Annotated in this window: 9 protein-coding genes and 1 pseudogene; 8 read left to right on the forward strand and 2 right to left on the reverse strand. The window is 32.6% G+C overall.

What is annotated here, in order from left to right:
• Positions 1–195: pseudogene (locus tag RMR09_RS01440) on the reverse strand (hypothetical protein); the annotation flags it as partial.
• 438 nt (positions 196–633) lie between these two features.
• Between RMR09_RS01440 and gldJ the strand changes: the two are divergent.
• Entirely contained in the window at positions 634–2,316 is a 1,683-nt protein-coding gene (gldJ, locus tag RMR09_RS01445) for a gliding motility lipoprotein GldJ (RefSeq protein ID WP_310594060.1), read from the forward strand.
• A gap of 64 nt (positions 2,317–2,380) precedes the next feature.
• Positions 2,381–3,664: a UDP-N-acetylmuramoyl-tripeptide--D-alanyl-D-alanine ligase gene (gene murF / locus RMR09_RS01450; RefSeq protein ID WP_310594061.1), complete on the forward strand. Its 1,284-nt coding sequence runs from the start codon at positions 2,381–2,383 to the stop codon at positions 3,662–3,664.
• Between the two features lie 55 nt (positions 3,665–3,719).
• Here murF and RMR09_RS01455 read toward each other — a convergent pair whose 3' ends face one another.
• A complete protein-coding gene (locus RMR09_RS01455) occupies positions 3,720–6,599 on the reverse strand; it encodes a triple tyrosine motif-containing protein (RefSeq protein ID WP_310594062.1) in 2,880 nt (959 codons plus the stop codon).
• A gap of 280 nt (positions 6,600–6,879) precedes the next feature.
• Between RMR09_RS01455 and RMR09_RS01460 the strand changes: the two genes are divergently transcribed.
• The 6 genes from RMR09_RS01460 (at position 6,880) to RMR09_RS01485 (ending at position 16,211) form a co-directional block, all read left to right on the forward strand.
• Positions 6,880–9,999 (forward strand): TonB-dependent receptor, encoded by a 3,120-nt coding sequence (locus RMR09_RS01460; protein ID WP_310594063.1) that lies wholly within the window; start codon positions 6,880–6,882, stop codon positions 9,997–9,999.
• 13 nt (positions 10,000–10,012) lie between these two features.
• Positions 10,013–11,530 (forward strand): RagB/SusD family nutrient uptake outer membrane protein, encoded by a 1,518-nt coding sequence (locus tag RMR09_RS01465; protein WP_310594064.1) that lies wholly within the window; start codon positions 10,013–10,015, stop codon positions 11,528–11,530.
• 11 nt (positions 11,531–11,541) lie between these two features.
• A complete protein-coding gene (locus RMR09_RS01470; RefSeq protein ID WP_310594065.1) occupies positions 11,542–13,143 on the forward strand; it encodes a PKD domain protein in 1,602 nt (533 codons plus the stop codon).
• Between the two features lie 17 nt (positions 13,144–13,160).
• Complete coding sequence (locus tag RMR09_RS01475; protein ID WP_310594066.1) at positions 13,161–14,090, forward strand: hypothetical protein; 930 nt, start codon at positions 13,161–13,163, stop codon at positions 14,088–14,090.
• A gap of 78 nt (positions 14,091–14,168) precedes the next feature.
• Entirely contained in the window at positions 14,169–15,266 is a 1,098-nt protein-coding gene (locus tag RMR09_RS01480; protein ID WP_310594067.1) for a family 16 glycosylhydrolase, read from the forward strand.
• Positions 15,267–15,431: 165 nt separating this feature from the next.
• Entirely contained in the window at positions 15,432–16,211 is a 780-nt protein-coding gene (locus tag RMR09_RS01485; protein ID WP_310594068.1) for an endonuclease/exonuclease/phosphatase family protein, read from the forward strand.

Here is a 16,211-nt window from a genome sequence, read left to right on the forward strand (position 1 = left end):
AAAGGCGTATTTAGCAGGATTCCATTGTTGTGAAAAGGCATCGGTTGAAGTGGCAATACCAATATCTGCCATCCCCGCAGCTCTAGCATCTGCTGAGACCATTAAAAATGGAACTCCAGTAGTAATAACTCTTTCTTGTGCATTGGCTAAATAAAGAGAGAAACTGCATAGTAGGAGTAGAGTTATTTTTTTCATTTTAAAGCTGTGATTGAATAAACAAATGTACTATTTTTTATAGATTTTCCAAGTTTTGAAACATAGGAATTGATTTTTAGTGTAATAATCTTATGTCTGTATTTTAATGATTATTTTTTCTAAAATTCAGAAATGTATTTCTGTATAACTTCAATTTAAAGATATTATTGTGTAAGATTTGGTATGGTTAATAAAATTAAAATGAGTCTTTTGAATTGTAAGAATTGGGATATATTGAAAATGTAAGTCGTTTGAGTCGGTTTTTGAAGTAAAAATGTAGTATATTAGTGTAATTGTAATAATAAAAATTATAAATTTGCGTTTTTGTTTTTGTGCGTTATAAGCAAAAGCTAATTTTTAAATTTATAAAGAAAAAATAGTGTAGCAATTAATCCGTTATCAGTATATTGCAACACGAAAATTACCTATAATAAGAGTATGAAAGTAAACAAAATTAATGCCTTGCAATTGATGATGTCTGTGTTATTAATCATAGGCGTATCAAGTTGTAGTAAAAAATCATCTAGTTCTGGTAAAGGATCTTCAAGAGCAACAGGCTGGAATGTAAATAATAAAAAAGGAGGATTTAAGAAAGCAGGAGATCAAGAAGCTGGACCAGGTTTAGTTTTTGTTGAAGGAGGAACTTTTACAATGGGTAAGGTACAGGATGATGTGATGCATGATTGGAATAATTCTCCAACTCAACAACACGTTCAGTCTTTTTATATGGATGAAACTGAGGTTACTAATTTCATGTATTTAGAATACTTACAATGGTTGAAAAATGTATTTCCCCCAACAGATGAAAACTACAAACATATATACGAGGGAGCTTTGCCAGATACTTTGGTGTGGAGAAATAGATTAGGATATAGTGAAAATATGACTAATAATTATTTGAGACATCCTTCTTATGCGGCTTATCCTGTGGTTGGTGTAAATTGGATTCAAGCAGTTGAATTTAGTAAATGGAGAACTGATCGTGTGAACGAAGCTTTGTTAGAGAAAAACGGTTATTTAAAAAAGAATGCAAAAACCGAGGATGTAACGGCTGAAAATTCATTTAGTACAGAAACCTATTTTAATTCGCCAACAGCGACTTATGGCGGGGATGATAAAATTGTATTGAAAGGTAGAAAAGGATCTGCTAAAGCTACAACCACTAAGGGAGGTAAAACAATTGAACCTAAAAATGTTTATGTACAACGTTCTTCGGGGTTGTTGTTGCCAGAATATAGATTGCCAACCGAAGCTGAGTGGGAATATGCAGCAGCAGCAGATGTAGGGCAAAGAGAATATAATGTGTATAAAGGACAGAAAAAATACCCTTGGTCAGGACAATATACACGTTCAGGTAAACGTCAAACAAAAGGAGATCAATTGGCTAACTTTAAACAAGGAAATGGAGATTATGGTGGTATAGCTGGATGGTCTGATGATGGTGCCGATATTACTAACGAAGTAAAAAAATATCCAGCCAATGATTTTGGTTTGTATGATATGGCAGGAAATGTTGCGGAATGGGTTGCCGATGTGTATCGACCTATTGTTGACAATGAATTTAATGATTTCAATTATTTTAGAGGAAATCAATACACTAAAAATAAAATAGGAAAAGACGGTAAAGCTGAAATCATTACTCAAAAAACAATGAAGTATGATACTTTAAGTAATGGTAAGGTAATTGCAAGAACTTTCCCTGGGCAATTGGCTCAAGTTCCAGTGGATGAAAATGAAACTTATTTGAGACAAAACTTTGATAGAAGTAATAACTTGAATTTCAGAGATGGCGATCAACAATCAAGCAAAGAATACAAGTTTGGATCTTCAGAGTCTACAAAAGAAGCAAAAAACATGTACAATTCACCTAAACACAATGTGACTGTAGATAGTTTAGGTAAAATGGTTAGAAAATTTGATAAGTCAAATAAAAGAACCACTTTGGTTAATGATAATGTAAGGGTTTATAAAGGAGGTTCTTGGAGAGATAGAGCCTATTGGTTAGATCCTGCTCAAAGAAGATACTTCCCTCAAGATATGGCAACCGATTATATTGGTTTTAGATGTGCTATGTCTAGAGTAGGGTCTAAATCACAAAACAAGAAAAGACCTAGAAACTAGTTTTTTATAGTATTACAACAAAAAGCCCTTTTCAGGGCTTTTTGTTTTTTAAATTTTCATTTATATGGATATTGCTAAAATACATGCCTTATTTTTAGAATGTCAATCAGTGTCGATTGATACTAGAAAAATTCAGCCCAATTCTTTTTTTATAGCAATAAAAGGGGAAAATTTTGATGCAAATACTTTCGCTAAAGAAGCATTAGATAAAGGTGCATCTTATGTTATTATTGATAATGCCAACTATTATATTGACGAAAGAACTATTTTAGTTAAGAATAGTTTAGAGTCCCTTCAGGAATTGGCACAATACCACAGAAACTATTTAAAACTACCTATTATAGCGCTTACTGGCAGTAATGGAAAGACTACTACCAAAGAATTAATTCATGCGGTACTTTCTGCAAAATTTACTACTAAAGCTACTGTTGGAAATTTAAATAATCATATTGGAGTCCCATTGACCTTGCTTTCATTTACTTCGGAAACGGAAATTGGAATTGTAGAAATGGGGGCTAATCATAAAAAAGAAATTGAATTCTTATGTGAATTAGCTCAGCCTGATTATGGATATATCACCAATTTTGGCAAAGCTCATTTGGAAGGTTTTGGCGGAGTTTTAGGAGTGATTGAAGGTAAAAGTGAGATGTATAATTATCTTGCTGTTAATGATAAATTAGCATTTGTTAATTTAGAAGATCCTATACAGGTAGAAAAGACAAAGACTTTAAATCATTATACATTTGGAGTTAATAAATTAGAAGCGAACGTTTCTGTTACAGCTGTTACAGCTAACCCTTTTGTATCAGTTGAGTTAGAAGGGTTAAAAATTGTTTCGCATTTAATAGGTTTGTATAATGCTAATAATATTAATGCTGCGGTTGCTATTGGGAAATATTTTGAAGTCCCTAATGAAGCTATCAAATCAGCTTTAGAAGGATATGTTCCAGAAAATAATCGTTCTCAATTGATTACAAAAGGGACTAATCAAATCATATTAGATGCTTATAATGCCAATCCGAGTAGTATGGCTGTGGCAATTGAAAATTTTAAACAATTGGACAATTCAAACAAAATCGCAATTTTAGGAGATATGTTTGAATTAGGAGACGAAAGTCTTCAAGAGCATAAAAATGTAGTGGAATCTTTGTCTGGTCAAAAAGATATTGTCTGTCATTTTGTTGGTGCAGACTTCTTTGCTAACAGTTTAAACAATGATAATCTTCATTTCCATGCGAGTTTTAATGACTTAGCAACTTTTTTGAAAACAAATCAAATAGAGAATAGTACCATTCTAATAAAAGGCTCTAGAGGTATGGCATTAGAACGTACTTTAGAGTTATTGTAATTGTAAACTAACTTAATACTTATAAAGCGCTAATAAATTTATTAGCGTTTTAGTTTTATATTGACATTAAATACCCTATAAGGTTTTCTTTTTTATTAAGTTCTAATTTTTTTCTTAAACGATAGCGTGCTAATTCTACTCCCCCTCCTGAAATATTCATGATTTCAGCAATTTCTTTTGTAGACATATTCATTAAAAGATAAGTCGATAGGTCTAATTCTCTTGGCGAAATGGAAGGATGTTTTTCTTTTAATCGTTTAAGAAATTCGAAATGTACATTCTTAATATGTTTTTCAAGATCTTTCCAACTTTTATCCGCATTTACCTCCTTAAGAATACTTTTATTCAATTTAGTAAATTGAAATTTAGTTTCTTCATCTAATGTGGTAGTATTGATTTCTTTTAGTTTATGAATAATCCCATTAAGTATTTTATTTTTCTTAACTACTTGTAGTGAATTGGTAACAAGTTCTTTGTCTTTCGCTTGAATTTTGATTTGTAATTTGTCGTTTTTTAATTTTTCAATTTCTTTTTCTAATTTGTATTGTTCCTTACGAATTCGGGCTTCTTTTTCCAAATAAAGTCTACGTTGCTCAATTTTTTCATAGTATTTATTTTTTCGAATCTTAATTTTAATTCTATCTCTAATAATGCGTATTGAAGCAGCGATGAATATTAAGTAAAAAATATAAGCTACGAAATGTCTGTACCAAGGTGGTGAAATCGTAAATTCAATGGATGATTCTTGAGAAATTATTCCAAAACTATTTTTTACTTTCACTCTCATTTTGTAGTCGCCCTCTCGTAAATTAGTATATTCTTTAACGGTAGATGCAGACCAATTACTCCAGCTATTATCATAACCATCTAGCTTATAGGAATATTTAATATTTTCAATATTTTCATAGGTGGGCGTGGAGAATCTAAATTTGACAAAATTAGATGAGTAAGGAATTTTGATTTTAGGAAGATTATTTTTTCCATTTCCTAATACTAAATTCCCAAATGGGCTTGTGAAATTCCTAATAAATACTTTCGGATTATTATTGAAATCGGTTGATAATTTTGAATCGTAATGAACAAGTCCGTCCGTAAGTCCTATGAATATATTTTTTTGGTCAATAGTGTTAATGGATAAATTGTTGTACACTAAATCCTGTGTTAGATTTAAAAAAGGAGCAATGGTATTTTTATAACCTCCATTTGCTGTTTTTAATAACACGCCTAATGATTCTTTGATTACATACCAAATGTTACCGTATTTGTCCTCATGAATAGTATTAGTAAGAGGTATTTTTTTAAAAATTTTTGTAAATTTTTCCTCCTTTTCAAAAGTTTGAGTGTCTTTTGAGAATGTATAAAAGTGATTATTGTTTTGGAAGTAGATGGTGTTTTGTAATTTTTGAATGCTAGTAATCCCCTTATCTAATTTTGATAGTTCCTTGTAGGTTTTTATGAATCTAAATTTTTTAAAATCGTCATTTAAATTCATTTGGTAAATTAGTTCGTCTTTTTTTACCCAAATATTTGAGTTGTCAATTTCAAATTCCCCTACTGATTTAAAAAAACCATCAATATGTTTCACAAATTGCCAATTATTATTTGTTTTTTCTAATAATGAAAAACCTTTATAATTAGATCCAATTACATAGTTAGGGTTGTTTGGAATTTTTTTGAAACTCCAATACCCCACATTGTCTAATGTTTTGATTATTTTATTTCCTGAAATTAAAAGAGCTCCTCTATTGTGTGAGCAAAATAGTTGGTCATCTATAACTTGAATATTCCACGCTTGACCTGTGGTGCCTTCAATTAATTCGAAATTATCTTCTTTAAAAGGAACGCTCCAACTATGGTAGAATACGCCTTGGTTGGTGGCAACATACAAGTTTCCTTTATAGACAGCTGTAGCGTAGACGGTACTTAAATTATAACTAAATCCGAAAAAAGTAAATGGAGAATTTTCATTGACAAAAGCAATTCCGTTATCTAGCCCTAACCAAAGATTATTTTTATTGTCAATATAAGATGTAAGTATTGTATTATTTTCTAATCCTTTTTTTCGGTTGATATGTTGTATAATTTTTCCGAATTTATCACATATGATTACCCCGTTTAAAACAGAATTAAGTGCGATATAATTATTTTTTATTGTTGTTCCACCAAGCCCGCTATTTTTTGTAATAAAAACATTAGCTTCTGTATTCCATGGTTTTAATTGCTGGTTTTCATATAGAAATAACCCCTTGTCTAAAGTACTTATTAGTAATTGTGTCGCTGATAAATTAAAAATACCCCACACTTCTGTTTTATTTAATGCGGTTGTATTTTGGAGAGGGTGTAGCGTACCGTTTTTATATTCTAAAATTCCGTTTGAAATGTCTTGAAAAAAAAGTCGTTTACCTGAAATAAACGAAAATTGAAAACGAGAAGGCGGTCTCATTATTGTAATTCGATTGTTTTTTAGAATGAACGCATTTTCAAAAGATTGGAAAATAACCTCATTATTGTAGATGTGAATTTTCCATATAATGTCAATGGTGCTTATATTCTTTTTGTTTAAATATTTTGAGAGTGAAAAATAAACTAATTGTCCATTAGTATTTGGCTTGAAATAACCAAATTCGTTATACCCACCTACATATATTTTTCCAGATTTGTCTGTTTTTATGGAACGTACAACGGATTTGTTTGGTAATGTGTATTTACTCCAGACTGAACCATCAAATTGAAATAAACCATCGTTGTTTGCGAAATATACATTATCATTTTCATCTTGGTCAATATTCCAATTTTGGGTACCACCTTTGTAATCTGATCTTTTGTAGTTTCTAATTTCTGGTAGACCAATATTCTTTACTTGCCCCCAAAATAGAATTGGAAAAAAAATGCAAATAAGAAAAAAATTAAATTTTTTATTGGCTAATAGAATCATTGGTTTGTAGTTTTTTAGCTGTATTAATAACTAATCGTAAGCTAATTTAATAGATTTTATAAGATGTAGTGGTAATTTTCATTTTTCTTTTTTATTATATAACATTTTTATTTTTTTAAATTATTGTTAATCAATTATTTAAATTTTTTTTGATGTGTTTTTGTAAGGATTAAAAATGGCTTTTGATGTGTTTTTGTAAGGATTGTTAAATGCGATTCATTCTTTTATATCATTAATATTGTTTCAAATTACTAATTAATTAACCAAAATTTTTAGAAAAATGAAATTAACGAAATTATTTATTTTTTGTTTTTTGTCTTTGTTTTTCTCGATTTATGGACAAGCACAAGAGCTTGTTGTAAAAGGGAAAGTACATGACGAAAATGGTCTGTCTATTCCAGGAGCGACTATTTTAATTAAAGGTACTACTAAAGCAACGACTTCAGATTTTGATGGAGTTTTTGAAATTAAAGCTCCAAAAAATGGAGTTTTGTCAATCAGCTTTATAGGATACACTACGGTTCAAGAGTCTATTAATGGGCGAACTAATATTACAGTAAAACTGAAATCACAATCGCAGGATTTGAATGAAGTTGTAGTTGTAGGTTATGGAACGCAGAAGAAAAGTGTTGTAACCGGAGCTATTTCTAGTGTCAAAGCTAAAGATTTGGAGAAAGTCCCTAATGGAAGAATTGAACAAACACTACAAGGTAGAGTTTCTGGAGTTACAATTGCTGCGCAATCTGGTCAACCAGGAGCTGCTTCAACAGTTCGTGTGAGAGGTTTAACTACTTTTGATACTTATGGCGGAAATAATCCGTTATGGGTTGTAGATGGCGTTATTGTTGATTCAGGGGGTATTGGATATGTAAATCAATCAGATATTGAGTCAATTGAGGTATTGAAAGATGCTGCTTCATTGGCTATTTATGGAGCAAGAGCTGCTTCAGGAGTAATATTAGTAACTACCAAAAAAGGGAAGTCAGGAAAAATTAGTGTTAACTATACAGGCTTCACAGGTATATCTTCTCCTGAAAAAACTTTAAAATTATTAAATGCTTCACAATATGGAGCCTTAATGAATGAAAAGTCTGTTGCAGCTGGAGGTTCAGTTTTGTTTCCTAATTTATCTGCTTTAGGAACTGGTACAGATTGGCAAAAACAGATTTTTAACAATCATGCTATGAGAACTTCTCATGAAGTTAGTTTTAGCGGCGGAAATGAAGTTTCTACGTTTTTTGCTTCTTTTGGAATTCAAGATCAAGAAGGAATTGTTTCTAAAGACATTTCTCATTTTGGCAAAAAAAGTATTCGTTTAAATTCAACGCATAATTTGACTAAAAAAATTCAAATTGGACAAACATTAGGATATACACATCAAAAGGGAGTAGGTCTTGGTAATACCAACAGTGAATTTGGCGGTCCTTTAAGTTCGGCTTTGAACTTAGATCCAATAACACCTGTAGTTATTACAGACCCTATTGTTGCCAATTCTTCGATTTATACAAGTAATCCTGTTTTTCGAGATGCTAATGGTAATCCTTACGGTATTTCTTCTTTGGTTGGTCAAGAAATGTCTAATCCTGTTGCATATGTAAATACAAGATTAGGTAATTACAATTGGTCTGATGATTTTATTGGAAATGTTTTTGCAGAGATTAAACCTATCGAAAATTTAAAAATAAAATCATCAATGGGTGGAAAGTTAGCCTATTGGGGAGACGAATCTTTCACGCCGAAATATTATTTAAGTCCTACTGTTTTAGCTTCTCAAAATAGCTTGACACGCGCTACTAATCAAACATTTGCTTGGAATATTGAGAATACAGCATCTTATTCAAAAACATTAGGTTCACATGATTTTACAGTTTTATTGGGTCAAGGTGTTTATATTGATAATAATACAAGAGGTTCTTATGTAGCTCACACTAATTTACCAGTGAACGATTATACTCAAGCTTCATTTAATTTTCCATTGCCAACTGCACAACGTGTAGGAGCTTCTTATACAGCTCAGGAGCATAGAGTAACATCATTATTTTCTCGTTTGAATTATTCATTTAATGAAAAATATTTGTTTACAGGGATTATTCGTCGAGATGGGTCTTCAAACTTTGGACCTAATAATAAGTTTGGTATTTTTCCTTCCTTCTCTGCTGGTTGGGTAGTTTCGAAAGAAGGTTTCTGGAAAGAAAATAAAATCATTAATTCTCTTAAATTTAGAGGAGGTTATGGTGTGACAGGGAATGATGCGATTGCTCCAAATGGGTATTTAGCCTTAATTGATGGAGGGCGAAATTATACTTTTGGAAGTGCAGGAACTACAATTTCTTCTGGGAATAGTCCAAGTGCACCATCTAATCCTGATTTGAAATGGGAGCAAACTTCTCAAGTTAACTTTGGTTTTGACGCAAAATTATTTACTGAACTTAATTTGACTGTTGAGTATTATAACAAAAAAACTACGGGTATTTTGCAATATGTAGATTTACCTGGATATGTTGGAGCTACCGGAAGTCCTTTAGGGAATGTTGCTGATATGCAAAATAAAGGGATTGAAGTTGAGCTAGGATACAGAAAAAAAATCGGTGAATTTAATATTTCAGCTAATGGAAATGTTTCGTACTTAAAAAATGAAGTTACCTATTTAGGTCAAGGAAAAGAATTTATTACTAGTGGAGTTGCAGGTTTTCAATCTATGGGAGACATTACTAGAACGCAAGTTGGTCAGGCATATAATTCATTTTATGGATTTAAAACTGCTGGAATTTTCCAAACTCAGGACGAAATTAATGCATACAAAAATGCAGCAGGAGGTTTAATACAACCTAATGCTCATCCAGGAGATTTTAGATGGACAGATACAAACGGAGATGGTACAATTACCAATGATGACAAGCAGTTTCTAGGAAGTCCACTACCAAAATTTACTTTTGGATTTACTTTGAATTTGGATTATAAAGGATTTGATTTAACTGCCTTTGCTCAAGGAGCTACTGGAAATAAAATTTTTCAAGGAATTCGACGATTAGATATACTAAATGCAAATTATCAAACAGAAGCATTATCTCGTTGGACAGGTCCTGGAACTTCTAATTCATATCCACGATTGACAAATAACGATACTAATGGAAACTTTGGAAACGCTTCAGATTTTTATCTTGAAAACGGAGATTATCTAAGATTAAAAATAGTTCAGTTAGGTTATTCTTTGCCAACCAGTCTTGTGAACAAAGTAGGGGCTCAAAAAGTTCGTTTCTATGTTACGGGAGAAAATTTATTAACTCTAACAAAATACACAGGATTTGATCCTGAAATCGGAGGAAATATTTTAGGTGTCGATAGAGGTTATTATCCTCAAGCGCGTACTTTCATGTTTGGTGCTAATGTTCAGTTTTAATAAAAATTAAATTATGAAAACAATAAATTTTAAATTATTATCTATTGCTACAGCAGTAGTTATCACGTTAGGTTCGTGTTCTAAAGACTATTTAGAAGTGGAACCTAAAGGAACTAGTCTAGAGAGTAATTATTATCAAAATCAAGAACAAGCATTTGCTGGTTTGGTTTCGGTATATGATATCATGAGAAAAAATTCGGGAGGATTTGAAAATATGATTACTATGATGAACTCAGGTTCTGACGACAATTATGCCGGAGGAGGAGGCGCTACTGATGGTGCGGGTATTCAAGGTTTTTCAAATTATACTATCAATGCTAATATCATGCCTCAAAGTTTTTGGAGTGATCATTATCAAGGTATTTTTAGAGCTAATTATTTGCTTACAAAATTATCTTCAGTTCCAATGGACGCGGCTTTGATAGACCGTTATACTGCTGAAACAAAAGTGTTGAGAGCAAACTACTATTTTAATTTAGTTAGAATGTTCAAGAATATTCCTTTGATAACAGTACCTATGACTTCTTCAGAGTTTTACACTGTAGAGCAAGCTACTCCAGTAGCGGTTTATGCTCAGATAGAAAAAGATTTGACAGAAGCTATTGCAAGTGCTAATTTACCTAATACGGTTTCTACTTCAGAATCTGCTCGTATTACAAAAGGGGCTGCTCATGCATTACTTGGCAAAGTATATTTGTATCAAAATAAAAATTCTCAAGCGGCAACGGAATTCGCTACTGTGAATGGTACTCCAGGCGGAACTAGTCAATATGGTTATAGATTACTAACTAATTTCGCAGATTTATGGACTGTAAATAATAAATTTAATTCAGAATCTATTTTAGAAGTAGCGCATACAAATGCTTCAAGTATAGGATGGGAAAATTGGGGTAATGGTATTGATGAAGGAAACTCTACCAATGTAATGTGTGGGCCAAGAACCTATTCTAAAATTGCATCAGATGCACCAGATTTACCTTCAGGATGGAGTTTCAATGTGTTTACACAAGATTTCTATGATTTTATAAAATTAGATCCACGATTTGCAGCTACAGTTTTAGATATGAAAGACTTGCAAACAAGAGGTAAAGCTTCGTACATAGGAGGATATCAAGATACGGGATATTTTTTAAATAAATTTATTCCAAGAAGATCAGATGTTACAACAGGAACTGGTGAACCAGTATTGAATTATAGACAAAATTCGTATGTAATTCGTCTTGCGGATACTTATTTAATGGAAGCTGAAGCTTTAGGAGGTACAGGAACTAGAGCACAAGCATTATTGGATGCGGTTAGAGCGCGTGTTGGTTTAGCAAGTACTCCAGTGTCGTTAGCAGCTATTAAGGCAGAAAGAAGAGCTGAATTAGCTGGTGAAGGACATCGTTTCTTTGACTTAGTTCGTTGGGGTGATGCTGCTACTAAACTAGCTTCAAGAGGATTTAGAGCGGGTAAAAACGAAGTTTTCCCTATTCCTTATAAAGAATTACAAAACACTAAACTAGTTCAAAACCCGGGTTATAATCAATAAAAATGGTACTTATGAAAAAGATAAAAATTTTATATAGTCTAATATTAACAGTATTATTGGCTATAAGCTGTTCGATTCCCGATGGAATTGATTCAGATACAAGTTTTGTGAATTCAATTAAAGACCCTTCAGCAGTTTCTGCTTTAGCTTTAATTACTCAAGACAATTCAGGTAAAGTAACTTTAATCCCTAGAGGAGAAGGAGTTACTAGTTTTGAAATTGAATATGGTGATGGAACTACTACAGTAGCTAAAGTAGCTGCAGGAGGTAGTGTGACGCATATTTATAGAGAAGGAGCTTATAAAGTTAAAATAACAGGTATAAGTTTATCAGGAAAAAAAGTAGTTGCTGAACAAAATATTACGGTTTCATTTAGATCACCTGAAAATTTAGTAGTTACTATTGAAAATGATAGGGCAGTTTCTAAAAAAGTAAATGTTCGTGCTACGGCTGATTTTGCTTTGTTTTATGATGTTTACTTTGGAGATGTTCCTAATGAGGTTCCAGTGCAAGTAAATAATGGCGAGTCAATATCGCATACCTATGCATCAGCAGGAACTTATACTATTAAAATTGTTTCTAAAAGTGGAGCAATTAGAACTACTAATTATCAAGAAAATTTTGTGGTTACCGCAATTTTAGCACCTACAACTTCGGCTCCAGCACCGCCAAGTAGACAAGCTGTAGATGTTGTTTCTATATTTAGTGACTCTTATACTAACATTGGTGTAAGTGAATGGAATCCGGGTTGGGGTCAATCAACTATTTTGGCTAATCCTACTATTGGATCAAATGCTATGTTGAAATATAGTTTACTTAATTATACTGGAATTGTTACTGATTACGGAAATGCAACAAATTTGTCTTCAATGCAATATGTTCATTTTGATTATTGGACACCAAATGCTACTAGTTTAGGATTTAAAATCGTAAATACATCTATTTCAAGTGGTCCAACTAAAGAATCACAAGTAGATTTATCTACTATTACCCTTAATAATTGGGTGAGTGTAGATATTCCTTTGTCTGATTTCACAACAAATAGATCAGCAATAACTCAAATGTTATTTGCTTCCTCTGGTGGGACTGTTTTTATAGATAATTTATATTTCTATAAAAACCCTACTCCTGCTTCAGGTATAGAAGGAACTTGGAAAATTGCTCCTGAAGCTGGTGCTCTAGGTGTTGGGCCTGCTCCAGGCGATAAAAGTTGGTGGGCGATTGATGCAGCTGGAGTTACAGCAAGAGCATGTTATTTTGATGATACTTTTGTGTTTGGATCAAATGGATCTTTTAGTAATGTACTAGGTAACAGTACTTGGTTGGAAGGCTGGCAAGGTACTTCAGACGCTTGTGGGACACCAGTTGCCCCTCATAATGGATCAGCTTCTGCTACCTACGTTTATAATTCTACCGCTCACACAATAACCATTAATGGTGCGGGGGCATATTTAGGGTTGCCAAAAGCAACAAATGCTGGAGAATTACCAAATGTATCAGTTCCAAATTCTAGAGTATATTCTGTAACACTTTCTAATGGAAATAACACAATGGAACTTATTATAGAAGCAGGTAGTGGAGTGTTTTGGCAATTCAAACTTGTTAGAGTCTAACTAAAAAAAATATAAAAATGAAAAACATAAAATATATTTTGACTTTTCTTCTGATTGCACTTTTTTTTGCAAATTGTACAGAAGAAAAATATGAATTAGGGGAGTTAAAAGCACCATCTAATCTTGCTGTAGGAATCAATCTTGCAGGAAAAACGACAGCTAATCCAAATGGTGATGGATCTGGAGACGTTACGTTTACCATTTCAGGAGACAATATTTTAGCTTCTAAAATTGATTTTAATGCCAATGATGCAGTAGATTTGGTTCAAGTAAATGGTGGTAAAATAACAAAAAAATACACCACACTTGGTTTAAATACGTATACTGTGACAGTGATTGCTTATGGCCCAGGAGGGACTTCAACAACTATTACAGCCGATTTAACAGTTAGAAGTAATTTTACGCCTGATCCTGCAATTGTTACTGCTTTAACTAATAATGCTACTAAAACTTGGGTAGTCGATAAAAGTGTAGCAGGTCATTTTGGAGTTGGGCCTTGGACTGGATCAGTTACACCAGAATGGTGGTCAGCTAATGTGAATGAAAAAGTAGCAACAGCTAACGGTTTTTATACTGCTACTTTTACTTTTGCTAAAGTCTCGGCAACTTCGTATACTCTTCAAGTAGCATGCCCTGATGGTGCATTTACTAAAACAGGAGCCTTAACTACTTTACCAGGTATTCCTGCTTCAGGAGCTGAAGGAATTTATCCTTATGGAGGTGGAACTGGCGCTATTAGTTTTGTTCCATCAAGTACAGGAATTACTACAGGAACTCCGTCAACACAAACTAGTATTTTGTTATCTGGAGTTGATACTTTTATCGGTTACGGATCACTTCAAAAAGAATATGAAATTATGGTAATTAATGCCAATTATATGTATTTGAGAGTTCAGGGAACAGAAACAGGTAATGCTTGGTATTTGAAATTAAAACCAACCCCATAAACCTTTTTATAATAAACTCAGAACTATTAAGGTTCTGAGTTTATTTTTAACAATTTAAAATTCAATTGATTTTAAAAAATGAAAGAACATTCGAATAATTTTCAAAAAATTAAACTCTTTTTAAGTGTTTTCTTAACCACTTTTTTATTTTTTTCTTGCAGTGGAGATAATGGAGGTGGAAATAGTGGAGGTGGTGAATCAATTGTAAAACCTACTAATTTAGTAATTGCGGCTACTCCAGTAGGTGTAACGACTTCTACTCCTAATGGTGATGGAAGCGGAACGGTTAATTTTACTTTTAGTGCAACTAATGCTACTTCGTATAAAATTGCTTTGGGAGATGGGGTAACTCAGGAGTCAACTTCAGGAAGTTTTTCATATACGTACAATGCTGCTGGAACAAATTCTTATACAGTATATGTTTCTGCTTACAATGGAGCTCAGTTTGTAAGTACTTCGATTTCGGTTGCAATTTATGTTGCTCCAAAAGCTATTTGGGCAGACGAATTTAATGTTGATGGCGCTCCAGATAGTTCGAAATGGGGATATGATACTGGAACAGGTGACTGGGGTTGGGGTAATAATGAAGCTCAATATTATACTAGTAGAGCAGATAATGTTAAAGTTCAAAATGGAGTGTTAAAAATTACGACTATAAAAGAAAATTATAATGGTAGCAATTATACTTCAGCTAGAATCAAAACCCAAGGAAAATTTTCTTTCAAGTATGGCAAAGTCGAAATGAGAGCAAAAATGCCCGTTGGTGGAGGAACTTGGCCTGCTTTATGGATGTTAGGAGATAATATTACTTCGGCTGGATGGCCCGCTTGTGGTGAAATAGATATTATGGAACATCTTGGAAACCAAATCAATAAAATTTATGGCACTTTACATCATCCTGGACATTCTGGGGGAAATGCGGATTCACGTAATGTGACTATCAATAATGCTACTACAGAATTTCACATTTATGCACTTGATTGGAGAGCTGATGCAATTAAATTTTATGTAGATAATCAATTGTTTTATACTTTCACAAATACTTCATCATTGCCCTTCAATCAGAACTTTTTCTTGATTATTAATAGTGCTATTGGCGGTAATTTTGGAGGAACTATTGATCCTGCTTTTGTTTCTTCCACTTACGAAGTGGATTATATTAGAGTTTTCAATTAAATGGGTTGTAAACTTAAAAAATTCTTCAATAAAAGCTTTTATTTGTAAGTTGGATAAAAGCTTTATTGGAGAATAATTTTACTACTTATGAATAACAACAAAATTATAGTTATAATCTTAGGGATTTTGCTTGGTATAAATATACAAGCTCAATCACTAAAAGTGATGACTTATAACATCCGCTTAGATGTTGCTTCTGATGGTGAAAATGCCTGGCCGTTTCGTAAGGATTTTTTCGCTTCGCAAATTAATTTTCATGAACCCGATGTGCTTGGAGTTCAGGAAGCTATGCCGCATCAAGTGGTAGATTTAGAGAAATTACTTTCTCAATATAGTCAAGTGGGTATTGGTAGAGAAGGAGCTGGTAAAGGAGAATCGTCTAATATATTTTATAAAAAGGATAAATTTAAAGTAATAAAAACCAATACGTTTTGGCTATCCGAGACACCGGAAGAAATATCCAAAGGTTGGGACGCAGCGTGTCATCGGGTGTGTACTTACGGCCTATTTCAAGAATTGACAACGAATCGGCTATTTTGGGTATTTAATACGCATTTGGATCATATTGGAGTACAAGCTAGAACCAAAGGTTTGGAATTAATTTTGTCTAAAATAAATCAACTGAATACAAAAAAATACCCCGTAATTTTAATGGGTGATTTTAATTCAGAACCACAAGAAGCTAGAATAATTGCACTTAAAGAGGTAATGGATGATACAAGACTGGTTAGTATTGAAAAGCCATTTGGACCATCTGGCACCTTCAATAATTTTGAGTTTGACAAACCTGTAAAGGAATTGATAGATTATGTTTTTATTTCTAAAAAAAATAATTTAAAAGTAAAAAAATATGCTATCTTAAGTGACTCAAAAAATTTGAAATATCCGTCAGATCATTTGCCTGTATATGTTGAAATCTTATTTCCTACAAAACCACAGAAATGA

This window comes from Flavobacterium sp. (assembly GCF_031537875.1).
Classification (GTDB): domain Bacteria; phylum Bacteroidota; class Bacteroidia; order Flavobacteriales; family Flavobacteriaceae; genus Flavobacterium.